Origin of the sequence: Micromonospora sp. WMMC264, from assembly GCF_027497275.1 — a bacterium.
Lineage (GTDB): Bacteria > Actinomycetota > Actinomycetes > Mycobacteriales > Micromonosporaceae > Micromonospora > Micromonospora chalcea.
In genome coordinates this window covers 650,763-673,096 of record NZ_CP114907.1, presented here as the reverse complement: position 1 = coordinate 673,096, position 22,334 = coordinate 650,763, and the positions used below count along the sequence as shown (strand labels likewise).

Below are 22,334 nucleotides of genomic sequence, written 5' to 3'. Positions count from 1 at the left end.
GAATGCCTCACCGGAGGTGGTGCTGGGGGGACGCGAGGATCGTCCGCGCGACAGCGGCGATGGCCCCGTTGAAGGTGGCGTCGACCTTGGCGCTCTCGGCGACCCCGGCCACGGCGAGCACGAGCTTCTTCTCCTTGGCGCTGAGCTTCTGGTGCACCAGCCGCTGGGCCAGCGCGTCCACGTACGCCCCGGCGGTGGTCGGCGGCTTCGCCACCAGCTTCTCCGGCTTGGCGAAGGTGAACTGCTTGCGGTAGCCGGCGATCAGGTCGCCCGCCTCGTTCCAGCCGTCGATCATCGTGCCGGCCGAGGTCCAGGCCAGGTAGACGTCGGCGTAGCCGTCCGGGGTGGGCTTGCCCATCGGGTACTGGCCGAGTTCGCGCATCTTGTCCTGGATCTGCCGCAGGCCCTGCGCGAACGGGGTCCGCCGATTGTCGCCGGAGTAGCCGGGGGCCGCGTCCGGCGAGACGCCGAGCGCCCGGTACGTGGCGACCAGGTACTCCATCGGGCGGCGTACCTTCTGGCCGACCGCGGCCCAGAACTCCGAGGAGCTGAACAGCGTCGCCAGCACCGGGCGGATCTGCCCCTTGTTCGTGGTGTACGCCTTGGCGAGCCGGTCCACCACGGACTTCGGCGGGGTGTCGGAGACGAACCGGGTGGCGAGGTTCTGCGCCACGTACCGGGCGGTCGACGGGTGCGTCGCGATGTAACGGATGTACGAGTCGATGACCTTGTCGGCGGCCACCGGATCGTCGGAGTTGTTGGCGTGGCTGAACCCGAGGATCTTCACCTTGCCGAGGTAGTGCCGCTCGGCGAAGAACTTGTACTTGCCGTCGGCGACACCGCGTCCGGTCTGCAGCAGCGCGGCCTGGCGTACGTCCTTCTCGGTGTAGCCACCGTCGACGCCGACGGAGTACAGCTCCAGGTTCTCCCGGGCCAGGTTCTCGTTGACCGCGTCCTTGCGCGAGTCGACCTGGTTCAGGTAGAGCAGCAGCGCCGGGTGCTTGTTCGCGGCGACGAGCATCTCCGGGTAGCTGCCGAGCGCGTGCTTGCGGATGACGTCCCGGTCGAACGCGTTGCGGTAGTTCTCCCCGCCGTCGAAGTCGGCGGCGACGTGCAGGAAGTCGTTCCAGAAGTCGACCATCACCTCGAACAGCTGCCGGTCCGACCAGATCTGCCGGGCGATGGTGGCGTCCACCGTCTCCCGGGCCGGGTCGACGCCCTTCTCGTTGAGCTGCTCGCGCTGGTCGCGCAGCTGCGTCGGGCTGAGCTTGAGTGACTGCAGCTCGGCCAGCTTCAGCTCCGCCTTGGTCGGGGCGATCTTCTCCGGTTCGAGCTGCTGGCGCAGCCAGTCGTCGATGCCGAGCCGCTTGATGTCGGCGAGCATCTTCGGGGTCGCGCCGAACGTGGTGCGGGTGGCGAGGTGCCGGATCGGATCCTTGGCGAGCACCGTCTTCACAGTCACCTTGGTCGCCTCGGCGGCGGCGGCCGGGCTGCCGTAGAGCCGGCCGCCGGTGGGCGCGTTGCGCTTGAGCGCCTCGCCCGCCCGGGAGCCCATGTAGCTCTCGTTCTGCTCGGTGTAGGTCCGCACGGTGCTGGGCTGCTGGCCGCTCGGCCGCGCCGCGTTGCCGTCGGTGGTGACGGTGCCGGTGGCGTCACCGGCCGCTGCGTCACCGGTGAACAGTCCGCGTACCTGCGGAGACAGCGCGAAGGCGGCGCCACCGGCGACCACCGCGGCCCCACCGAGGGTGGCCAGCGCGCGGCGGCGACCCCGGTTCGGCGGCTCGTCGCCGTCGTCGTCCAGCGTGGGCAGTCCCGGGCCGGGCGGCGGGCCGTACCCGCCGGCGGGCTGGGCGTAGCCGCCCTGCTGGGGGAAGCCGCCCTGCGGCGGGTAGCCACCGGCGGCGGGGGCGAAGCCGTCCGGTCCGACCCACTGCGGGCCCGGCGCGGCGGCGGGGTGAGCGCCGGCGTACGGCGCGGCGTGCGGGTCGCGGTACCCGTCCGGATGGGGGTGCTGGTATCCGTCCCAGCCGCGGTCGTCCCGGGGTCGACGCGGTGGCACGTTCAGGTCGGCCATGTACCTATCCCGTTTTCTTCGAGTGCCGGCACGCCTGCCACCCGGGGGGTCGGGTGGCGCAGGGGCGGCGACGGTTGCCGGAGAAGTTGCCTACGGGAAAGTAGCCAGGCCGTCCCGGCCGCTCAAGGCACGCCGGACGCGCCCGTGAGCGCACTTAAGACGGTGCTCAGGCCCGCCGCGGAGGACCCGGCGGGGCGGCGAGTGCGCGGCGACCTCCGGAGCAGGGCCGATCCGGTCACGCACCGCCCGAACGCGAGGTTTCGCAGCCCGGCGAGGCCGCCGGGGGCGTTCACCGCCTCACCGAAACTTAAGGTACGGATAAGCCTGCGCTGAGAACCTCGTTCCGCCTGTCCGGTCCGGCGAAACAGCAGCAGCGGCGGCGCGTGACCGCCCTCCGATCCGGGTATGCCGCCGAACCGCTGAAGCCGTGAGGGGAAGGCACCGCCATGCTCAGCCAAGAGGATCAGCGCAGGTTCGAACAGATCACCCGCCGTCTGCGGGAGAGCGACCCTCGGTTCTTCGCCCGGTTGGACAGCCGGATAAAGGGACGCCGGGGCCGGTACATGATGCTGCTGACGATCGTGCTGTGGGCCTCGCTACCGGCGATGACAGTACTGGTCGGACGGCTGGCCGGGGCGATCTGCGCGGTGGTGCTGGTCGCCAACGCCGCCGTGATGTGGCGTTTCCGCCGCCGATTGCTGTAGGCGTAAGGAAGGGCCCCTTCTTAACGCCTCCGGTAGAGGAAGGGCCCCTTCTTAACGCGCGCCTTCGGCGCGACCGAACTCCGTGGGCGACGCGCCCTCGGTGCTGCCGAACTCCCGGTACGCCCGGCGCAGCCGCTCGGCCAGGCCAGGCCCGCCGATCGCGGCACCGGGCGACCCGAGCTGGCGCAGCAGCAGCTCCGGGCCGGTGGCGAGCGTGGGCGGCCGGTCCGGCAGCGCCACCGGCGCCAGCCAGAACCGGTCCAGCTCCTCGTCCGGCTCGACCGCCGGCAGCCCGGCCAGGGCCCGCGCCGCGCCGACCACCGGCACACCCGTCGTCGCCGCCGGGTCCGGTCCGGCGCCCGGGACCGATGCCGCGCCCGCGCCGAGCACACCGCCGTCCGCCACGGCGCCGCGCAGCGTACGCAGCCGGTCGAGCAGTTCGGCGCGGGACCGGCCACGCCAGTGCAGCAGGTGGAACGGGTCGGCGTCGAACGCCTCGGCGAGCAGGTAGAACGTGGCCGCCAGGTGTTTGCACGGCACCGCGAAGTCGGGGCAGCCGCAGCTCTGGTCCAGCTCGTCGATCTCGGCCGGGAACAGCGGCGCGCCCGCCTCGGCGAACAGCTCCTCCAGTTCGGCCGGCAGGTCACCGGCGAGCAGCCGGGCGCTGAAGAACGCCTGCCCGGCCAGCTCCGACTCCAGCCGCCGCCACACCTTCTCCGGATACGCGGCCAGCCCGATCCGCACCGGGTAGGGGCGCGGCCGGGAGCCCTGCACCTCGGCGGTGACCTTGCCGGGCGACACGTCCAGCCGGAGCACCTGCCCCCGGCGCGCGTACGCCCGGCCGCGGGTGAGCCGGGAGCCGAGCGCGAACGACTCCAGCACCTCCACGAACCGCCGGGACCACCAGGACTGCCCGATCGCGCCTCTGGTGCTGCGCGCCCGCAGGCCACCCTCGACCCGCAGCGGCGGCCGGTAGTCGTCAAAGCGGGGGCTCACTCGACCACCGCCCCGGACTCCAACGTGAACAGGTCCCGCAGCGTGTCGGTGGACAGCTCGGTGATCCACTGCTCGCCGCTGCCCACCACGGACCGGGCCAGGCTGCGCTTGTCCGCGATCATCGCGGCCACCTTCTCCTCGACGGTGCCGGCGCAGACGAACTTGCGTACCTGCACGCGGCGGCGCTGTCCGATGCGGAACGCCCGGTCGGTGGCCTGGTCCTCGACGGCCGGGTTCCACCACCGGTCCACGTGCACCACGTGGTTGGCGGCGGTCAGCGTGAGACCGGTGCCGCCGGCCTTGAGCGACAGCACGAACAGCGGCGGCCCCTGCGGCGCCTGGAAGCGGGTCACCATGGCGTCCCGGTCGGCCTTGCCGACGCCGCCGTGCAGCAGCAGCACCTCCCGACCGGTACGCGCCGACAGGTGCCCGCGCAGCATGCCGCCGAACTCGGCGTACTGGGTGAACAGCAGCGCCTTCTCCTCCGCGGCGAGCACCTCGTCGACGATCTCGTCGAGGCGTTCCAGCTTGCCGGAGCGGCCGTCCAGCGCGGAGCCGTCGTGCAGCAGCTGGGCGGGGTGGTTGCAGACCTGCTTGAGCCGGGTCATGGTGGCCAGCACCAGCCCGCGTCGTTCGATGCCGTCGCTGGACTCGATCTTCGCCATCATGTCGTCCACCACGGCCTGGTAGAGGGCTGCCTGCTCGGCGGTGAGGTTGCAGACCACCTCCATCTCCAGCTTCTCCGGCAGGTCGGTGATGATCGTCGGGTCGGTCTTGAGGCGGCGCAGCACGAACGGGCCGGTGATCCGGCGCAGCCGCTCGGCGACCTCGGCGTCGCCGTGCCGCTCGATCGGTTCGGCGAAGCGCTTGCGGAACGTCGCGGCCGGGCCGAGCAGCCCCGGATTCGCGAACTGCATGATCGACCAGAGGTCGGCGAGCCGGTTCTCCACCGGCGTACCGGTGACCGCGACCCGGTGCCGCGCGGGCAGTGACCGGACCGCCTCGGCCTGCCGGGTGGCGGCGTTCTTGATCGCCTGCGCCTCGTCCACCACCACCCGGTGCCAGTCGACACCGGCCAGCTCGAACGCGTCCCGGGCAGCCACCGAGTACGTGGTGAGCACCAGGTCCGCCTCGCCCACCGCGGTGGCGAAGCCCTCGCCCCGGGCGCGCTCGGCGCCGTGGTGCACGTGTACGCGCAGGCCGGGTGCGAACTTCGCCGCCTCCCGCTGCCAGTTGCCGACGAGCGACATCGGGCAGACCAGCAGCGTGGGCCCGGCCTCCGGCGGGTCACCGGCGAGCAGCGCGAGCAGTTGGACGGTCTTGCCCAGCCCCATGTCGTCGGCGAGGATGCCGCCGAGCCCGAGCGACTGGAGGAACGCCAGCCAGGCCAGCCCGCGCCGCTGGTACGGCCGCAGCGTCCCGGCGAAACCCGGCGGCGGGTCGGCCGGGGTGAGCCGCCGTTCCGCCTCACCGGCGAGCAGTTCGCCGAGCGCGCCGTCGGCGACCACGTCCAGCACCGGCAGCTCACCGGCACTGTCGTCACCGGACAGTCCCATCCGCAGCAGGTCGGCCACCGTCAGCTCGCCGGAGGAGCGCAGCAGCTTCAGCCCGGCCTCCAGCCGCTGCGGGTCCAGCTCGACCCACCGGCCGCGCAGCCGGACCAGCGGCGACTTCAGGTCGGCCAGCGACGCCAGTTCCTCGGCGGTCAGCGGCTGGTCGCCGAGCGCCAGCTCCCAGCGGTAGTCGACGAGTGCGTCCAGCCCCAGCTTCCCGGCGCTTGTGGCCACCGCTCCCGGCGCGCTCCGGCTGCGCGCCCGCAGCCGCGCGCCGAGCCGCGACGAGGAACGCCGCCACCACGACGGCAGCAGCACCCCGAACCCGGCCGCGTGCAGCACCGGCGCGCCCTCACGCAGGAACCGGTGCGCGCCGTCGGCGTCCAGTTCCATGCCTTCCGGCGCGGCGGTACGCAACGCGGCGTCCACCTCGGGCCACAGCCGGCTGGCCCGGCCCAGCTCGGCCAGGAGCGTCTCCTGCGGCTCCACGCCCCGGGCGGCCAGCGCCGGCGCGGGCCGCTGCCAGATGTGCGCGGCGTCCACCACGAGCCCCGGCTCGTCGGCCGGGTGCAGGCCGAACTCGACCCGCCAGACGGCGTCCTCGACCAGCTCGGCGACCGGGTCGACGTCCGGCTCGACCAGGCGGAACGTGGCCCGTACCGCGCCGCCCGCGGCGTCGCGCTGCCAGGCGTCCAGTTCGTCGCGAAGCGTCGCCAGCGCGTCCGGCTCGGCGGGGAACGCCCGCTCCGGGCCGGTCAGCGCGGCCAGCCAGCGCGGCACCGCGCCGACCGGGCGCATTCCCCGGTGCAGCCGGGTGTCGGCCAGCGCCACCCGGGCGGCGGCGTCGACCAGCGCGTCCAGCGCCTCGGCGACCAGCGCACCGGCCCCGATGTCGCCGGATCGCCCGGCCCACGCGCCGCCCGTCGGTCCGCCCGCCCGGCTGCTGTCCCGGACGGACCCGCTCGGCGAGCGCCCGCCCGGCATGGGCCCGGCGGCGTCCGTCCGCACATCCGCCGACGCCGGGGCGGCGGCCCCGCCAGGGCCTTCGCCCGCACCGACCGACGCCGCTGCCGGGCCCCACGGCTCGGGCCGCCATTCCCGGGCGGCACGGGCCGCCGGTGGCAACGCCGTCGCCAGGTCGCGCGCCCAGCCCGCGTCGGTGCCGGTGAGCAGCGGCCGCCAGAGGGCCCACCCGGTCGCCACGTCGTCCGCCCCGACGGCCCGCAACCGCCGCCCGGCCCTCGCGCCCGAGGCCGCCGGTGACCGCCGCGCCGAGGCACGCCGGCCGGTCGCGGCCGGCCCGCCGTCGGGTCCACCACCACCGGGGTACGCGTCGAGCGCGACGGGCAGCAGCCGGCCGCGTGCGACCAGGTCGGTGGCGAAGTCGGCCAGCTCGCACAGGTGACGCAGGCTCGCCCCGACCGGTCCCGGCGCCGGCGCGCGCAGCAGCTCGTACGCGGCGTCCGGGGCGTACCCCAGGGCCGGGACCCGCCATCCGGCGCGGGTGACCGGGCCGCGGACCGGTTCCCCGACGGTGGCCCGGATCAGTTCCGGCGAGTCCACCGGCGAGCCGGCGCGGGTCGGCAGGTCCAGCAGGACGGAGATCGGCTCGCCCGGCATGCCGTCGAGCGCGGCGGCGAGCGTGGCGTGGTCGGCGGCGAACGGGTGCGGGCGCTCGCGCGGGACGCGGCCGGGCCGGCGGGGCGCGCGCGCCGGGCGCGTGCTGTCCTCGGCCCACAGGGCGAGCCCGCTACCGGGCAGCCACAGCCCGTGGATGACCAGCACTGCTCCCCCTCGCCGACGCCGGGGCCGGAAGACGGCCCGGGGAGTCAGGATAGGCCGCCGGGCGTCGCTATCGTCGGCGCCATGGTCGACCTTCTCGTGCTCGGCGGGCTCGGTGTGGACGTCCGCGTCCAGGTGCCCGCGCTGCCGCCGCCCGTCGCCGACTCGCTGCTGGTGCCGCCGATCGACATGCGGATCGGCAACACCGGCGCCGGGGTGGCGCTGGCCGCGCACGCGCTCGGCCTGCGGGTGGCGCTCGTCGACGTGCTGGGCGCCGACCCGGCAGGTGACGTGGTGCGGGCGGCGCTGGCGCGTACCTCGGTGCGGACCACGCTCGCGGACGCGCCGGCCGGCACCCGCCGCTCGGTGAACCTGGTCGACCCGGCCGGGCGGCGGATGTCGCTGCACGACCCGCGCCCGTGGTCGGGGCCGGCGCCGTTCGCCGACGCGGAGCTGGCCGCGCTCGTGGCCGAAGCGACCCACGTCCACCTGTCGATCATGGATTGGGCCCGGGACTCGCTGCCGGTGCTGCGCGCCGCCACGTCGGTCTCCACCGACCTGCACGACTGGGACGGCGAGAACGACTACCACCGTCCGTTCGCCCGGATCGCGGACCTGGTCTTCGTCAGCGACACCCGGCTCGGCGAGCGGGCCGCGAAGGAGGCGGCCGAGCTGGCGCCGCGCACGGTGCTGGTCACCGGCGGCGCGGCCGGCGCGACGCTGCACACCCCCGGCGCGCCGCCCGCACACGTGCCCGCCGCCACCCCGCCGGGGCCGGTGGTGGACACCAACGGCGCCGGGGACGCGTTCGCGGCCGGGGTGATCGCCGCCCGGCTGCGCGGCGCGGACGTGCTCGACGCGGCCCGGTACGCCGCCCGGGTGGCCGCCGCGGCCTGTACGCACGACGGGATGGAGTATCCGGACGGGCTGCTGCCCCGGGCCTGAGGCGTCAGATCGCGCCGGTCTCGCCGTCGGTCAGCTCGCGCAGGATGTCCGCGTGCCCGGCGTGCCGGGCGGTCTCCTCGATCAGGTGCACCAGCACCCAGCGCAGCGACACCTCGCCGAGCTGCGGGTGCGGCACCACGTGATCGAGGTCGAACCGCGCGGCGACCCGCCGGGATTCCTCGCAGGCCGCCTCGTACGCGGCGGCGAGCGTCTCGACCGTGTCGCCGGGGCGCAGCGCGAAGCTGGCGTCGGCGTCGGCCTGGGAGGTGAGGTAGACGTCGCCCGGCTCGGGGGCGAACAGGCGGCGGAACCAGTTCCCCTCGACCACCGTCAGGTGCTTGAGCAGCCCGGCCAGGGTGGTCAGCGAGGGCACCAGACGCCGGCTGGCGTCGGCGTCGGTCAGGCCGCGCACCTTGCGCAGCACGGTGCTCCGGTGGAAGTCGAGGAACGCGTCGAGGATCGCCCGTTCGCCGCCCGTACGGGCGAGGACCGGACCGAGAGTCGGATCGATCGTCGGGTGCGCCATCCCCGGACCCTAGTACGCACGGTGCCCGGTTCGCTGCCCCGCGTGATCCCCTGCGCGGGCGGGCCGGCCGGGGCAGGATGGGCGCATGGCTTCCACGGTGCAGATCCCCCTGGTGGGCGGCGCGGCCGACGGCGAGACCGTCACCGTCGAGCTGGACAGCAACGGCCGTCCCCCGCTGACCCATCACCACCTCGGGTCCAACGGGCTCGCGGAGGCGCAGATCTACGAGCTGGAGTCGGACGCCCAGCCGGGCCGGGAGTGGGTCTACGCCTGGCGTGGCCCGGCGGTCTGACGACCCGGCTCACACCGCCGGGGTCAGTGACCGGGCCCGGATGCTGTCCAGCACGCTGCGGGTCACCTGCGAGGTGCCGCGCGCCTGCTCGCAGACCTCCGCCACCCGGCGCGCGGTCTCGTCGGCCCGCGCCGCCCGCTCGTCCCACAGCCGGTCCACCTCGGCCAGCAGCGGGCCCTCGACCTCCCGTTCCACGCCGCGCAGCGCCGGCACTCCGAGCCGCTGGGCCAGGTCGAAGACCTTTCCGGCGTACGGCAGCGGCAGGAACGGCGTGCCCATCATGGCCGCGAAGATCAGGAAGTGCAGGCGCATGCCGACCGCGAGGTCGAAGTGGCGCATCAGGCCGAGGATCTGCGCCGGACGGTAGTCGCCGTGCAGGATCCGGCCCCGATCGGCGGCGGTCATGTGCGACAGCACGCCGTGCGAGTGCCGGATGTCGTCGCGTTCCATCGGCACGAACAGCACGTGCGCGTCGATCCGGTGCACCAGGAAGTCACCGATCTGGGCGAGCAGGCGGTGGTAGCCGTCCACGTCGAGCCGTTCGGCCGCCCGGCCCGGCTCGCGCACGCTCAGCCCGACCAGCCGGGAGTTGGCCGGCACGCCCTCCTCACGCAGCCACTGCTCGGGGAACTCCTCCGGTTCCAGCAGGAACGCCGGGTCGGCGGTGACGGTGATGGGATTGATCAGACCGGCCTCCTCCAGCACCATCCGCGACTCCTGGTCCCGGACGGTCACCTCGACCGCCTGCGCGAGCGTCTCGCGCACCATGCCGCTGTCGAGCGTGTCGCTGAGCGGGCCGACACCCACCGCGTACGTGAGCAGCGGCAGCCCGCGTTCCTGGGCGACCCGGACCACCCGCAGGTAGCGCCGGGCCTCCTTGTCGTAGAGGATCCCGCCGCCGCCGAGGATGAGCAGGTCGAGCTGGTTGAGCACCGGGGACGAGTCGACGCGGCTGACGCCCTCCCACGGCACCGCCTCGACCTCGGGGTGGGCCAGCGCGGTGTGCGCGGGGTTGCGGGAGAAGACGATGATCCGGGCGTTCGGCTCGTGTCGGCGCAGATCGTCCAGGAGACCCGTGAGGATCGCCTCGTCGCCGAGGTTGCGACCGCCGTAGGAGCCGAGCACGCCGATGGTCAGTCCGGTGCGTTCCCTCATCCGTTGCTCCTTCCCAGGGGTGTCCGCGCCAGCGTTCCCGCTGGCCGCCCCGGGTTAACGCACGGCGAGGAGACTCAACCGGTGGCGTCGCCGACCAGACGGGAGACGAGGTCGGAGACCACCTGATCGGTGTCGAACCCGGCGTCGATCGAGGTGGTGAGCAGGTCGAGCAGGAGCCCGTCGACGGCGTAGTGCAGCAGCGCCACCTCGTACGCCCCGCCCGGTAGTCCGGCGGCGAGGTGGTGGGCGACGTCGTCGGCGTACCCCTGGCGCAGCACGCCGCCGAGCGCGGACCGCAACTCGGGGCGGCGGGCGGCCTCCAGCCGCAGTTCGAACAGCGCCCGGGTGAGGCCCGGCTCGCGGGTGGTGCGGGCGACGATGTCGCGCAGGTAGTCGGTCATCAGCGCGAGCGACGGCTCGCGGCGGCCGAGGTCGGCCAGCACGGCCGGGTCGGGCGCGATCCGGTCGAAGATCCGTTCGGCCAGGCCGGCGAGCAGCGCCGCGCGGGACGGGAAGTAGTTCGAGGTGGTGCCGGTGGGCACGCCCGCCTCGGCGTCGACCGCCCGGTGGGTCAGCCCGCGCGCGCCGGCGTCGGCGAGCACCCGCAGACCGGCGTCGGCGAGCAGGGTACGGCGTTCCGGGTTCCTGGCCACGCGAACACAGTAGCAACAACCACGACAGGTGTTGTAGATTCGCCACTGAACCACGACAGCCGTCGTGGATCACCTCGGACATCGGAGCCGGTTTGCGCAAGCTCGTGTATTTCGTCGCCAGCACCCTCGACGGCTTCATCGCCGCGCCCGACGGGTCGTTCGACTTCCTCCCGCTGACGCCCGACCTGGCGCCCCACCTGGTGGCCGAGTGGCCCCAGACGCTGCCCACGTTCGCCCACGCCCAGCTCGGCATCGACTCCCCGCCCGCCGGCCGCTTCGACACCGTGCTGATGGGCCGGGCCAGCTACGAGCCCGGCCTGAAGATGGGCGTGACAAGCCCGTACGCCCACCTGAAGCAGTACGTGTTCAGCCGCTCCCTGCCCCCTGCCGACTACCCGGACGTGAACGTCGTCGCCGGTGACCCGGTGGCCATCGTCCGCGAGCTGAAGACACAACCCGGGCGCGACATCTGGCTCTGCGGCGGCGGGCAGCTCGCCGGTCAGCTCCTCGACGAGATCGACGAGCTGGTGGTCAAGCTCAACCCGGTGGTCGTCGGCAGCGGCATCAAGCTCGTCGACAGCGGCTTCGACCCGCGCCGACTCACGCTCACCTCGGCGCGCCCGTTCGACGCCGGCGTGGTCGTCCTGCACTACACGCGCAACGATTAACCCGGTTGCCCCGGACGGCGGGCGGCACGCACCGTGGAACGGTGACGAAGACTCGGCTGCACTGGCACGAACTGCCCGGGCACGTACGCGACGGCGTCGAGGGCGTCCTCGGCGACCGGGTGGTGGCGGCGCACTCGCAGCCGGGCGGCTTCTCCCCCGGCACCGCCGACCGCGTCCGTACCGCAGGCGGTGGCCGGGCCTTCGTCAAGGCGGTCAGCCCGGCGCAGAACGACCGCAGTCCCCACCTGCACCGCGCCGAGGCCCGGATCGCCGCCGCCCTGCCCCCGGACGCGCCCGCGCCCCGGCTGCTCGGCAGCTACGACGACGGCCACTGGATCGCGCTCGTCTTCACCGACGTCGAGGGCCGGCATCCGGCCACGCCGTGGCGTACCGGTGAGCTGACCGCCGTGCTGTCCACGCTGGAGGCGATGGCGGCGACGCTCACCCCGGCGCCCGCCGCCGCCGGAACCACCACCGCCGCCGAACACCTCGCGTACGACTTCGGCGGCTGGCGGCGCCTCGCCGCCGACCCGCCGGCCGACCTCGACCCGTGGGCCCGGTCCCACCTGCCCGAGCTGTGCGCCGCCGCCGACCGGGGCCTGGCCGCGCTCGCCGGTGACACGCTCTGCCACGTCGACGTCCGCGCGGACAACCTGCTGCTCGGCCCGGACGGATCGGTCACCGTGGTCGACTGGCCGTGGGCCTGTCGCGGGCCGGCCTGGCTGGACACCCTGTTCACCGTCGTCAACGTCCAGGTGTACGGCGGACACGACCCGGACGCGCTGCTCGCCGCCCGACCGCTGACCGCGAATGTCGACCCGACCGACCTGACGGGTGTGCTGGCCGGCCTCACGGGGTTCTTCCTGGACGGCGCCCGCCAGCCCCCACCCCCCGGCATCCCCACGGTCCGAGCGTTCCAGCGCCAACAGGGCGAGGCTCTCCTCCCTTGGCTGACCCACCGCCTGACCTCCTGACCGCCCCGCGCGGAGTGCCGCCGTCGATCTTGGAGTTGTGGCGCCTCACAAGGCTCACCAAAGCGACATCCCAGGCGCCACAACTCCAAGATCAGCGAAGCGCCGAGGCGCGGGTGAGGGTGCCGAGGGGGTCGGCGAACAACGGGGTGAAGCCCCGTTCGGCGGCGCCGATCAAGGTGGCGTCGTAGCCGAGCGCGGACACCCGCAGGCGGGCCTTGTCGCGGGAGATGGGCAGCACGTTGGCGGCGATCCGGCTGCGGACGTGGTCGGCGCAGACCGGAAAGACCTCGCTGAGCGTGCCCCCGAAGATCACCACGCCGGGGTTGAACAGATTGATCACGTTCGCCACGCCGATGCCCAGCCAGTCACCGATGTGCCGCACCGCGTCCCGGGCCGCCGGCTCGCCCCGCGCGGCGGCGGCCACCACGGCCCGTACCGCCTCGCGCCCCTTCTCCCCCGCCGGGCGGCCGGCGGCGTCGAGCAGTGCCCGCTCGCCGACCTCGGCCTCCAGGCACCCGCGCGAGCCGCAGCCGCAGGGCCGCCCCTGGTACGGGTTCACGAGCATGTGCCCGACCTCGGAGGCGTACCCGCCGTCGCCGTCGAGCAGCTCACCGCCGACGATGATCCCGCCGCCGACGCCCACGTCACCGTGCAGGTAGACGACGTTCTGCACGCCGACTCCGGCGCCCCGCTGGTGCTCCGCCAGCGCGCCCAGGTGCGCCTCGTTGCCGACCAGGACCGGCAGGCCCAGGTCGAGCCGCCGGGCCAGCTCGGCACCGAACGCCTGGTCGACCCAGCCCATGTCCGGTCCGAAGCGGACCATGCCGTCGCCGGGCCGGATCATCCCGCAGTACGACGCGCCGACGCCCACGCACACCGATCCGGCCGGCGCGGCATGGTGCAGCGCCCGCCCGAAGTCGGCGAGCACCGAGACCACCGAGTCGAGGTCGGCCCCGGCCCGTGGCCGTTCCGCCTCCAGGCGGGCCGACACCACGCCGCCGAGCCCGACGCGGGCGGCCACGAGCCGGTCCACGGCGATGTCGAAGGCGAGCACGTAGAAGGTGTCCGAGGCCGGGCGGACCACAAGCGAGGGTCGCCCCGCCCGTCCGCTGCCGCCGGCCGCCACCTCCCGGACCAGACCGGCCGACGCCAGTTCCGCGGTGAGCGCCATGACCGTGCTGCGGTTGACGCCCATCCACTCGGCCAGCTCGACGCGGGTGACCGGGCCGGCCAGGTGGACGCGCCGGAGCAACGCGCCGAGGTTGGCTCTGCGGCCGTCCCCCTGCGCATGCCGGACCGTGGCCACATCCCTCAACATCGACTACTCCGTCGGCTGGCGGCAGGCTTGTGCCCCCAGGGTAGTTGCCATCTATCGACCGCTGCCAGCGACGACATCGCGACGGCTGGCGCCTTGGCCCGCACTTCCCGCCTTTAGCTCGAGCGGACGGGCTGCCGCTGAGCTCATTGCGACTTGGCGCCGTTCGGGGTCGGGCGATAGGTGGCTGACAGAAGGTCGGGCATATCGGTGAGGACATCGTTGAGCATTTTGATGACTTCGTCAGCTTCGTGCGCCTCCAAGGGCTGCCCGACCCTCCCGCTACGTCGGAGCACCTCGTCCAGGCGGCTGGCGAGAAGGTCGAGCTTTGACTTCTCGTCCGCCGCGATGTAGTGCTCGATGACTTCGGCAAGGTGCTTGTCGGTCAGGTGAGCTGCAGCATGGGCAAGAGGACTGCGGCGCAGCCGGTCTATTACCGCAATCCAGCGTTGAGTCAACTGGTCGGTCCGCTGGGCTCGACGGAGGCGCAGTTCGTGTTCGCCTTCCTCCTGTATCCGCTGCAAGTGGACCGCACGGAGTTGTTGGCGGACCTCCGGGTCGAGGCGGACCCTGACCTCGGGTCGACAGTGGAGCGCAACGCCGCGCCTTTCATAGGTGCGGTGGTTTCTCGAAAGTTCACGGTTCAGGCGGTACTCGAACTCGCCGGCCTGCTGAGGGTAAAAATTCCGTGCAAGCTCAACGCAGTGGCGTTCTACATCCCTTCGCGCAATATCTGCGAATTGCAGTGACCAGGCACCGAGCAGTTCCTCGCTGAGCTGTCTTGCCCGCCAGTTCAGCAGCACATCGATTTCGAAAGTGAAAACGGAGCCACGAGCCGACACGACGATGGGCCGGGACAGTCGGCGACGCTGACTGACACTCTCCGGAACGGGCTCTTGAGCGGACAGCGCTGTTCCGACGAAAGCGCGGCGCGCTGCTGTCCAGAGCCGGATCAGCCACGCCTGAAGTATCCTCCAGCCGCGGGTCGGGGTCTCCGTGAGAGCAGCCGCGTTAGGTGCGTTCATGAGCACTCCTGATCTCAAGCAGCCGACGTAGAAGACGATGACGCACGCGACAGCCAGTACGTAAACCTCGGCCGCACGCTCGGATCCAGGACGAGTTTCCGGAGCATCGTCTGAAAGGCCTCGGCGGTCGGCGCGTAGGCCCGGAAGGATCGAAGCCAGTGGCCCAGTTGGCGCCAGCCGTTCTCGGCATGGTCAGGATCCAACAGGACCAAGCGCCAGAGAGTGACAACGTCTTCCAAAGCGTGCGGCGACACCCCAGCCAGGGAGAGCAGGGGAAACTGGCCCGGGAGAGGGAGCTCCGACATGATCAGTCGGCTGAACGCGCGGCTGGCTGCGAGCTCCAGGGCGCGATCCTCACTCAGCGCCCACCTCTTTAGCAGCACCAATATCGGAGCATGGCCGATGTCTCCGGCAAGGCCTGCAACGGCACCGGTGATCTCATAGCCGAGGTAGCCATGGGCGTTCCGCGCCACGTGCGTCAGTTCTTGCAGCAAGCGGTTGTGGTTCGCGGGCCGGAAGCCCATCGACCAAGCCTTTGCGGCTGTGTCGCGCTCAAATGCGGCGCCGGACCGGGCGAGGGAGGAGATCTCCGCGCTCACGCGGCTGCTGATCCGATGGCCAGCCAGCCTGTCGGGAGGCCCCGAGTCGGCAAGGTTGGCCACGGCCACCAGTGCAGCCGCGGCAGCTCGACGAAGAGGCGGCCTCCGGTCCTTCGCCCAGTTGCCGATCACACTGTCGTAGACTTGCTCGAAGTCGTGACGGGCGAATCCGGCGGCAGCGACCGCCGCGCAGTGTTTGAAATCCTCAGCCGGATGAGCTGCCAGAGCGTTCAGCCACCCGATGAGCGCACTTCGGCTGTTGTCGAATTCGTTCCAAGCGACGTCCAGAAGCGCCCGGACCATGTCCGGCTCGACCTGTGCCTTGCGGGTTGCCAGACCAGATTTGAAACTACCTATTGCCTTTTCCTCACTGTCCCAGTGCTGAGCAAGATCGTCGCCGAGCAGCTCGGGGAAGCTGTATACCAGCGCAGGCCGACCGATTGCGGAATGAGCGAAGAGTCCATCAAGCCCTTCCAACAACAGCCCGGCGGCGTCCGTCACGTGTGCAATCGGATGGCCGGAGAACACTGCATAGGTCACTCGCAGGGCACGGCGGTGCTGGAGGTGGCGATGTTGATAGCTGCTGTCGACAGGTGGCGTCTCCAGGATGGCGCGCGCACGCACACGTCGCCGAATTTCCCCGGACGGAAGCAGCGCAGCTATTTGTTCGTCGCTTTGCGGAAGTCGGGTCGCTATCATCTCCGCCTGCTGCGCGCACTCACGAGGACGATGAAGAAGCGTTACACCACGGCGAACAAATTTTTTCTCCAGCAGACGGCGCGCATAGCGGGTCCCGCACCGCCGGTCACCGCATCTGTCGCTATGGACGCAGCGGCCGTGGAGATTGTAAACGAGATGCCGACGGAACACCGCTATCGGATCGATGCTGAGGTGGTGAAACACCTCCGCGTGATGGAGCGCGCCGCCTGGCGTGTCCAGATCGCGGACCATGATGGCACTTGATTCGCGTTGCTCAAATGTTCGCTCCAAGGCCCGGATGAGCCCGGCGGTGGCGTTGGGGCCGAGCCGGATGATATACCCGTGTCCCTTTTGCAGCAGATCGGGATGATCTCGAACTTGCAAGGGGTCACTGGATTCGGTGAGCATGATCTCTCGAACGTTCTCCCCGCCGTAGCGAGCCGCGAGCACAGCGCAGGCTGTGGTTAATCTCCCGGTGCCGGACGGGCCCGCGAGGCCAACTACCGGGCTCCGATCAAGGCGTTGGGTCAAATCCTTGAAGCATGCAGGCTTGACCAAGGTCGCCACCTTGAGCTTGATCCGGCTGACGGGGTCGATGCTGAGCCGAACGCGGTCGTCCTGCGCCACGTTGATGACGCTTCCGATAACGTGCGCGTAATCGCCATATACCGCTGGCCCATCGTTCCGAACGTCGTCAAAACGAATATGGTTGCCCTGCCCTGGCACCCAGGCTCGAAGCGTCGGGTTGGCCTGGACGAAGTCGGCCGAGTCGCCAGACTCATCGCCCTCCGCTTGGGCGTCCGACCGCCCTTCATCCTCTTTGTTCTCTTCACGTTTCTTGCTGTCTTGCAACTGTGCGCCCGCAGCGCCCTCGTCACCCTCCGGCCCTGCCGCCGCAGTCGGCTTCTTCGAGTCGTCTACCTCCTGACCCACCCCTTCCGGTGGCGCGTCAGGCCCTCCATCAGCGGGTGCCGGCTCGTCCGTAGAGGGACGCTGGGGAATCACGACCCGTCCTCCTCGTCCTCCTCTTCGCGCCACGCCGCATGCGAGCCGTAGGCGCGACCGTTGTCGCCGTACACAGTGGGCCCGTTGTTGGTCACCGTGCCGAAGTCGAACCTGCTCCCACTGGTCCGACCTGCCGGCGGCTGCTTGGCCTTCTCCGCACGACGGCGAGCACCACTGCGACGATCGGCAGGGGGATCCATGGGAGTGCAGTTGACGTTCTCATCCGGCACGAATATCCACGCCTCATCTACGAAGGACTTCACCTCGACGCGCACTCGGCGGAAGCGGTCTGGCCGGATACCGCTGTAGGACTGGGAGACGACGTCGCGGTGGATCGTGTCCGACACGATCAACGCCACTGCGGCGTCAGGGAACGAGCCCAGCGCGTCGCGCAACGGCTCGGCGTTGACGAGCCTGGCGGCCGTTACGACTGCCTTGCCGGCGAAGCCGTTCTCGGCCAGAGCCACCAATCCTTGATGCATGGCGACGCGCATTCGGATACGAGCGTGATCTGAGGCTTGACGGTTGTGGTCACGCAAGACCCGTTCCATGGCCGGGACGAGTTCGGCAACAATCCTCGGCTCCGAGGTCCCAGGCGGAAAGATGGCGAATTCACCGTCTCCTGTCGCCTGGACCGTCCAACCACTCCGATCCAGTCCACAGAGATCCGCGGCTTCGCGCATAATCTTTCGGAAGTTTTTCTGCGCATGGAACTGTCCGACGTCGTCGTTCCTACTGTAGCTCTCCATATCCACGAACATGATCAGCCGCCGCTGCGACTGGACAACCGATGCCATCTCACCCTCCTCGTGCCCCGCCCTGCTTGCGAGACAATGTCACTTATAGCGAGGCGTGACCGTGGGAATGCCATCAAAATACGGGTTTCGGTTATAGGGCTGTTGTCGCATTCACGTCAATCCCTACTTCAAAGGGGCCAGGCGAGGGCAGCCCAGACTTGACTTGCGCCATGAGCACCCCTCAGACTCCAGCTTCCTTCAGCACTTCAGACGTGGAACGCGCGTTGGCAACCGCCCGAATGCATCAAGACTCGATCCAGCATGCCGACGCCAAGATCGCCCGACTGGCCGGCTTGTACGGTGCGCTGGTAAGCCTCACCGCCAGCAGCATGCCCGCACCATCCGACATAACAGCCAATCCAGTTCTCGGCCTGCCCCTCGGCCTGGCCTGTGCTGTCTTCCTGTGCTGCTCGGCCTTGGGCACTCGGCACCTGGCACTCGGCTTCCGGCCGGTGGTGACCGGACCGAAGGGAGCGAACCGGTTCGGCTTCATCGAGCCTCGATCAGCACCACTTGCGCTGGATGCGGGACAGGAAATCACCGAGGCGTGGCAGCTTGTGATGCTGCTCGGTCAGATCGCACGTAGCAAGCATCATCGGGTCCGCTCAGCACTCCCGTGGACCTTCGTTGCAGCCGCCTCTGCAACGGCTTGGCTGATCCTTGCCTCCTTCGTGTAGCTGGGCACCCTGCCGCTTGGACACCTTCTGCAGGCCGACTGCATCGACCACAATGGTTCCTGTGCTGATGCAGCCGCAACCAGGCCGAGCATCGTCATGTCTCACGGCGAACGGGGTGCTGACATGCGACAACACCAGGAACGAGCGCAGACCTCGCCAGAGTGGCCTCCAGGTTCACTCCTCAACTGCTTGGCTCCGTCCGTGCGCGCCGCCTTCCTCTCCATCGGTACAGCCATCGAGGTGGAACCCGGAGACCGCATTCTCCGCGAAGGTGATGAGGGCAGCCATATGCTGCTACTTCGGCACGCATTGACTAAGGTAACCGTCAACCTGGCCGATGGCCGTCAGGCCCTGCTGGCGATCAGGGTTTCGGGCGACGTCGTAGGTGAGATATCAGCGCTGGCCGGCACACCGCGCACCGCTACCGTCACGAGCTGCAGCAACGGGATGATCAACATCATTCATCGACGTGACTGGTACCCCTTCTTGCAGAATCACCCAGAGGCGGCGCTTGCGTTGGCGGGAACCACTGCAGCCCGTTTTCGCTGGGCCAATCAGCGGAGGGTCGAGTTCGCCTCCTACCCGGCGAAGGTTCGACTGGCTCGGGTTCTGGCCGAGCTTTCAGCCGCTCACGGCGAGCCGGTGCCAGGCGGCAGAACTCTTGGAGTGACGCTCACTCAGACCGAGTTGGCAACGCTGAGTGGTGCGGCGGAGCCGACCGTAGAGAAGGCGCTTCGCGAGCTTCGGCAGGCCGGGGCTCTTGAGACGGGGTACCGCCAAATCACCATCCGGGACCTTGCAGCCCTTCGACAGATCGGGCGCTTACCGAACGTACGACAAGAGTGGCGCGCAGGGAGGAGCGAGCGGTAAGCGTACGGCTGGGGTGGAACGCCGCGGGTGCCTCCCCGGCCGGGGAGGCACCCGTGATGCTTCTGTCGTCGCGGCCGACTTCTACTCCGCTTCGCGGACCGGGCTCTGCGGCACCACCATCACCGGCCGGTGCGCGCGGTGCAGGGTGGCCATGGCGACACTGCCGAGCAGGATCTTGCGCATCGCCGTCCGTCCGCGCGAGCCGACCACCACCGCGCTCGCCTTGTGCTCGGTGGCGACGGCGGAGAGCGCCTCGGCCACCGCGCGTCCCTGGGCGCCGCGTCCGGCGCTGACCCGCACGACGGTGACCGAACCGCCGGCCGTCTCCGGGGTGGGCGTCTCCCCCTCGTCGCCGTCGACGGCGACCAGGACGACGTCCCGTTCGGGGAAGAGGCGCCGGGTGGAGTCGAGCGCCGCCTCGGCGCCGGCGGAGGCGTCCCAGCCGACCACCACCGGGCCGGCGGCGAGCGCGTCGTGCTCGTCGGTGAGCAGCGGGTGCGGCACCACCAGGACGGGCCGCGGGCTGTAGTGCACGGCCATGTCCGAGACGCTGCCGAGCACGGCCCGGGCGCCGCCCAGACCGCGCGAGCCGAGCAGCAGCACGTCGGCCTGCTTCTCGTCGGCCAGCTCGGCGAGCCGGAGCCCCTCACCGCCGTAGCTGCGGCACACGAGCGGCTCGGCGTCCCAGCCGGCCGCGCGGGCCAGCATCACGCCGACGGAGGTGAGCCGGTCGGCCTCCCGGCCGCCCTCGCGCTCGATCGCCTCCACGAACGCGTTGATGTTGCGCTTGCCGGTCCAGAGCCGCTTGCGCAGTTCCTCGCTGGCGAACGGAGGCGTCCACAGATGCCCGATCCACGCGTGCGCGCCGGGGAACAGCAACGCGCCCGCCTCGATGGCGGCGCTCGCGGCCGGAGACCCGTCGTAACCCACCATCACTTGCCTGCCGTGCACGTCGCTCACCGCACCGAACCTCTCCTGCCGACGACATCTCACAAGATCGTATCCGCGGTCCGACCGGGTCCGCGCCGGATCATCCGCCACGAACCCATCGGTACGCTGGGCGGATGAGCACCCCGGACCTGTCGTACCTGCTCGACCACACCAGTCACGTGCTGCGCACCCGGGTGGCGGCGGCCCTGGCCGAGATCGGGCTGACCGCGCGGATGCACTGCGTGCTCGCGCACGCGCTGCCCGAGGAGCGTACGCAGATCCAGCTCGCCGAGATGGGCGACATGGACAAGACGACGATGGTGGTGACGGTGGACGCGCTGGAGCAGGCCGGGCTGGCCGAGCGGCGGCCGTCGCGTACCGACCGGCGGGCCCGGATCATCGCGGTCACCGAGGAGGGCGCCCGGGTGGCCGCGCGCAGCCAGGAGATCGTCGACCGGGTGCACGCCGAGGCGCTGGCGAGCCTGCCGGAGGACGAGCGGGCGGTCTTCCTGCGCGCGCTGGAGCGCCTGGCCGCCGGCCACCTGGCCACGCCGGTACAGAGCCCGAAACCGGCCCGCCGAGCTCGCCAATAGTCCCTCAATAGATTGTCCGTAACGGAACTATCCGCTACGGTCCCTCCTGTCGCACCTCTCGACAGGAGGACTCCATGTCCGCTCCCCGCTCGCGGCGGCTCGCCCTCGGCGTGCTCGCCACCAGCGCCCTGATGACCATCCTCGACGGCAGCATCGTCACCGTGGCGATGCCGGCCATCCAGCGCGACCTGCGCTTCTCCCCGGCCGGCCTGAGCTGGGTGGTGAACGCGTACCTGATCGCGTTCGGCAGCCTGCTCCTGCTCGCCGGCCGCCTGGGCGACCTGGTCGGACGCCGGGCGATGTTCCTCGGCGGCACCGCGCTGTTCACCGCCGCCTCGGTGCTGGCCGGGGTGGCGGCGAACAGCGCCACGCTCGTCGCGGCCCGCTTCCTCCAGGGTGTCGGCAGCGCGGCGGCGGTCGCGGTGAGCCTCGGCATCCTGGTCACGCTCTTTCCCGACGCCGCCGAGCGGGGCCGGGCGATCGCCGTGTTCGCCTTCACCGGCGCGGCCGGGGCGGCCATCGGCCAGGTCGCCGGCGGCCTGCTCACCGACGCGCTGGGCTGGCACTGGATCTTCCTGATCAACCTGCCGATCGGCCTGGCCACGATCGCGCTCGCGGTCCGTACGCTGCCCGCCGACCGGGGCCTCGGCCTGGCCGCCGGGGCCGACGTGGCGGGCGCGCTGCTGGTCACCGCCGGACTGGTGCTCGGCATCTACACGGTGGTCACGATCGAGCGGTACGGGGCGACGTCGGCGCGCACGCTCGGCCTCGGCGCGCTCGCCGTCGCGCTGGTCGCCGGGTTCGTCGTCCGGCAGGCGACCGCACGCCGCCCGCTCATGCCGCTGCGGATCCTGCGCTCGCGCGGCGTGGCGGTGGCGAACGTGGTCCAGATCCTCACCGTGGCGTCGACGTTCGCGTTCCAGGTGCTCGTCACGCTCTACCTCCAGCAGGTGCTCGGCTACGACGCCACAGGCACCGGGCTGGCCCTGCTCCCGGCGGCAGTCGTCATCGGCGCGGTGTCGCTGGGCGTCTCCGCCCGGCTCAACGCCCGGTTCGGCGAGCGGGCGGTGCTGCTGGCCGGGCTCGTCCTGCTCGTCGCCATGTTCGTGCTGCTGGCCCGCGTACCGGTGGACGGCCGCTACCTGCCCGACGTGCTCCCGGTGATGCTGCTCGCCGGCGGGTTCGGGCTGGTGCTGCCGGCGCTGACCGCGCTCGGCATGTCCGCCGCCCGCCCCGACGACGCCGGTCTCGCCTCCGGGCTGTTCAACACCACCCAGCAGCTCGGCATGGCGTTCGGCGTAGCGGTGCTGTCCACGCTGGCCGCCGCCCGTACCGCGGACCGCCTCGCGCTCGGCGACGACCGGGCCGCCGCGCTGACCAGCGGATTCCACCTGGCGTTCGCGATCGGCGCGGGGCTGCTCGTGGTCGCCGTCGGGCTCGCGTACGCGCTGCTGCGCCCGCGCACGACGGCGGGCGCGGACGCTCCGGCGCTGGTGGGCTGA

General features: G+C 71.4%; 20 protein-coding genes. 9 read left to right on the top strand and 11 right to left on the bottom strand.

The annotated features are described in order from the left end of the window. Nucleotides 1-7: 7 nt before the first annotated feature. Nucleotides 8-2,074, bottom strand: coding sequence for a DUF1800 domain-containing protein (locus O7542_RS03200; RefSeq protein ID WP_166456650.1), 2,067 nt, complete (start codon nt 2,072-2,074; stop codon nt 8-10). Between the two features lie 446 nt (nt 2,075-2,520). Here O7542_RS03200 and O7542_RS03195 point away from each other — a divergent pair, with 446 nt between their 5' ends. Then, on the top strand, nt 2,521-2,778 hold the full coding sequence (locus O7542_RS03195) for a DUF3040 domain-containing protein (protein WP_043329246.1): 258 nt from the start codon (nt 2,521-2,523) through the stop codon (nt 2,776-2,778). 51 nt (nt 2,779-2,829) lie between these two features. Here the strand turns inward: O7542_RS03195 and O7542_RS03190 are convergent, their stop codons facing one another. Together O7542_RS03190 and O7542_RS03185 are read right to left on the bottom strand one after the other, a co-directional pair. Further along, on the bottom strand, nt 2,830-3,774 hold the full coding sequence (locus O7542_RS03190; protein ID WP_210870291.1) for an SWIM zinc finger family protein: 945 nt from the start codon (nt 3,772-3,774) through the stop codon (nt 2,830-2,832). Further along, a complete protein-coding gene (locus O7542_RS03185; protein WP_281605680.1) occupies nt 3,771-7,112 on the bottom strand; it encodes a DEAD/DEAH box helicase in 3,342 nt (1,113 codons plus the stop codon). Before O7542_RS03185 ends, O7542_RS03190 begins: the two co-directional genes overlap by 4 nt. 81 nt (nt 7,113-7,193) lie before the next feature. Between O7542_RS03185 and O7542_RS03180 the strand changes: the two genes are divergently transcribed. Further along, nucleotides 7,194-8,054, top strand: coding sequence for a carbohydrate kinase family protein (locus O7542_RS03180; RefSeq protein ID WP_069088940.1), 861 nt, complete (start codon nt 7,194-7,196; stop codon nt 8,052-8,054). Between the two features lie 4 nt (nt 8,055-8,058). Here the strand turns inward: O7542_RS03180 and O7542_RS03175 are convergent, their stop codons facing one another. Then, on the bottom strand, nt 8,059-8,580 hold the full coding sequence (locus tag O7542_RS03175) for a DinB family protein (RefSeq protein ID WP_281605679.1): 522 nt from the start codon (nt 8,578-8,580) through the stop codon (nt 8,059-8,061). Between the two features lie 85 nt (nt 8,581-8,665). Here O7542_RS03175 and O7542_RS03170 point away from each other — a divergent pair, with 85 nt between their 5' ends. Further along, nucleotides 8,666-8,872: a hypothetical protein gene (locus O7542_RS03170; protein ID WP_064448256.1), complete on the top strand. Its 207-nt coding sequence runs from the start codon at nt 8,666-8,668 to the stop codon at nt 8,870-8,872. A gap of 9 nt (nt 8,873-8,881) precedes the next feature. Here O7542_RS03170 and O7542_RS03165 read toward each other — a convergent pair whose 3' ends face one another. Together O7542_RS03165 and O7542_RS03160 are read right to left on the bottom strand one after the other, a co-directional pair. Continuing rightward, entirely contained in the window at nt 8,882-10,027 is a 1,146-nt protein-coding gene (locus tag O7542_RS03165) for a polysaccharide pyruvyl transferase family protein (RefSeq protein ID WP_064448255.1), read from the bottom strand. A 74-nt stretch (nt 10,028-10,101) separates the two neighbouring features. Then, a complete protein-coding gene (locus O7542_RS03160) occupies nt 10,102-10,680 on the bottom strand; it encodes a TetR/AcrR family transcriptional regulator (RefSeq protein ID WP_281605678.1) in 579 nt (192 codons plus the stop codon). A 92-nt stretch (nt 10,681-10,772) separates the two neighbouring features. Between O7542_RS03160 and O7542_RS03155 the strand changes: the two genes are divergently transcribed. Both O7542_RS03155 and O7542_RS03150 read left to right on the top strand, forming a co-directional pair. Further along, complete coding sequence (locus tag O7542_RS03155; protein WP_281605677.1) at nt 10,773-11,348, top strand: dihydrofolate reductase family protein; 576 nt, start codon at nt 10,773-10,775, stop codon at nt 11,346-11,348. Nucleotides 11,349-11,389: 41 nt separating this feature from the next. Beyond that, nucleotides 11,390-12,322, top strand: a complete 933-nt coding sequence (locus tag O7542_RS03150) for a phosphotransferase (protein WP_281605676.1) — start codon at nt 11,390-11,392, stop codon at nt 12,320-12,322. A gap of 91 nt (nt 12,323-12,413) precedes the next feature. On the opposite strand, the gene O7542_RS03145 is transcribed toward O7542_RS03150, so the two are convergent. The 4 genes from O7542_RS03145 to O7542_RS03130 all read right to left on the bottom strand — a co-directional run bounded on the left by O7542_RS03145 (nt 12,414) and on the right by O7542_RS03130 (nt 17,762). Further along, the gene (locus O7542_RS03145) at nt 12,414-13,640 is read right to left on the bottom strand and encodes an ROK family transcriptional regulator (RefSeq protein ID WP_281605675.1); all 1,227 of its coding nucleotides are present in this window, start codon (nt 13,638-13,640) and stop codon (nt 12,414-12,416) included. A 143-nt stretch (nt 13,641-13,783) separates the two neighbouring features. Next, nucleotides 13,784-14,662, bottom strand: coding sequence for a hypothetical protein (locus O7542_RS03140; protein WP_166456659.1), 879 nt, complete (start codon nt 14,660-14,662; stop codon nt 13,784-13,786). A 14-nt stretch (nt 14,663-14,676) separates the two neighbouring features. Then, nucleotides 14,677-16,965 (bottom strand): hypothetical protein, encoded by a 2,289-nt coding sequence (locus tag O7542_RS03135; protein WP_281605674.1) that lies wholly within the window; start codon nt 16,963-16,965, stop codon nt 14,677-14,679. Next, nucleotides 16,962-17,762 (bottom strand): hypothetical protein, encoded by an 801-nt coding sequence (locus O7542_RS03130; protein ID WP_274479149.1) that lies wholly within the window; start codon nt 17,760-17,762, stop codon nt 16,962-16,964. The genes O7542_RS03135 and O7542_RS03130 overlap by 4 nt, the downstream gene beginning before the upstream one ends. 212 nt (nt 17,763-17,974) lie before the next feature. Between O7542_RS03130 and O7542_RS03125 the strand changes: the two genes are divergently transcribed. Then, on the top strand, nt 17,975-18,439 hold the full coding sequence (locus O7542_RS03125) for a hypothetical protein (RefSeq protein WP_274479150.1): 465 nt from the start codon (nt 17,975-17,977) through the stop codon (nt 18,437-18,439). 201 nt (nt 18,440-18,640) lie between these two features. Beyond that, complete coding sequence (locus O7542_RS03120) at nt 18,641-19,309, top strand: Crp/Fnr family transcriptional regulator (RefSeq protein WP_281605673.1); 669 nt, start codon at nt 18,641-18,643, stop codon at nt 19,307-19,309. Between the two features lie 81 nt (nt 19,310-19,390). Here O7542_RS03120 and O7542_RS03115 read toward each other — a convergent pair whose 3' ends face one another. Next, the gene (locus O7542_RS03115; protein ID WP_199495990.1) at nt 19,391-20,260 is read right to left on the bottom strand and encodes a universal stress protein; all 870 of its coding nucleotides are present in this window, start codon (nt 20,258-20,260) and stop codon (nt 19,391-19,393) included. A gap of 113 nt (nt 20,261-20,373) precedes the next feature. On the opposite strand from O7542_RS03115, the gene O7542_RS03110 reads away from it, so the two are divergent. Both O7542_RS03110 and O7542_RS03105 read left to right on the top strand, forming a co-directional pair. Next, the gene (locus O7542_RS03110; protein ID WP_113972603.1) at nt 20,374-20,832 is read left to right on the top strand and encodes a MarR family transcriptional regulator; all 459 of its coding nucleotides are present in this window, start codon (nt 20,374-20,376) and stop codon (nt 20,830-20,832) included. 74 nt (nt 20,833-20,906) lie between these two features. Further along, entirely contained in the window at nt 20,907-22,334 is a 1,428-nt protein-coding gene (locus O7542_RS03105; protein WP_113972604.1) for an MFS transporter, read from the top strand.

Excerpts from the sequence above, each read along its gene's own strand:
- O7542_RS03130 (WP_274479149.1), bottom strand. The coding sequence starts at position 17,762 with ATGGCATCGGTTGTCCAGTCGCAGCGGCGGCTGATCATGTTCGTGGAT.
- O7542_RS03170 (WP_064448256.1), top strand. The coding sequence starts at position 8,666 with ATGGCTTCCACGGTGCAGATCCCCCTGGTGGGCGGCGCGGCCGACGGC.
- O7542_RS03140 (WP_166456659.1), bottom strand. The coding sequence starts at position 14,662 with ATGAACGCACCTAACGCGGCTGCTCTCACGGAGACCCCGACCCGCGGC.
- O7542_RS03105 (WP_113972604.1), top strand. The coding sequence starts at position 20,907 with ATGTCCGCTCCCCGCTCGCGGCGGCTCGCCCTCGGCGTGCTCGCCACC.
- O7542_RS03200 (WP_166456650.1), bottom strand. The coding sequence starts at position 2,074 with ATGGCCGACCTGAACGTGCCACCGCGTCGACCCCGGGACGACCGCGGC.
- O7542_RS03175 (WP_281605679.1), bottom strand. The coding sequence starts at position 8,580 with ATGGCGCACCCGACGATCGATCCGACTCTCGGTCCGGTCCTCGCCCGT.
- O7542_RS03110 (WP_113972603.1), top strand. The coding sequence starts at position 20,374 with ATGAGCACCCCGGACCTGTCGTACCTGCTCGACCACACCAGTCACGTG.
- O7542_RS03180 (WP_069088940.1), top strand. The coding sequence starts at position 7,194 with ATGGTCGACCTTCTCGTGCTCGGCGGGCTCGGTGTGGACGTCCGCGTC.
- O7542_RS03195 (WP_043329246.1), top strand. The coding sequence starts at position 2,521 with ATGCTCAGCCAAGAGGATCAGCGCAGGTTCGAACAGATCACCCGCCGT.
- O7542_RS03145 (WP_281605675.1), bottom strand. The coding sequence starts at position 13,640 with ATGTTGAGGGATGTGGCCACGGTCCGGCATGCGCAGGGGGACGGCCGC.
- O7542_RS03165 (WP_064448255.1), bottom strand. The coding sequence starts at position 10,027 with ATGAGGGAACGCACCGGACTGACCATCGGCGTGCTCGGCTCCTACGGC.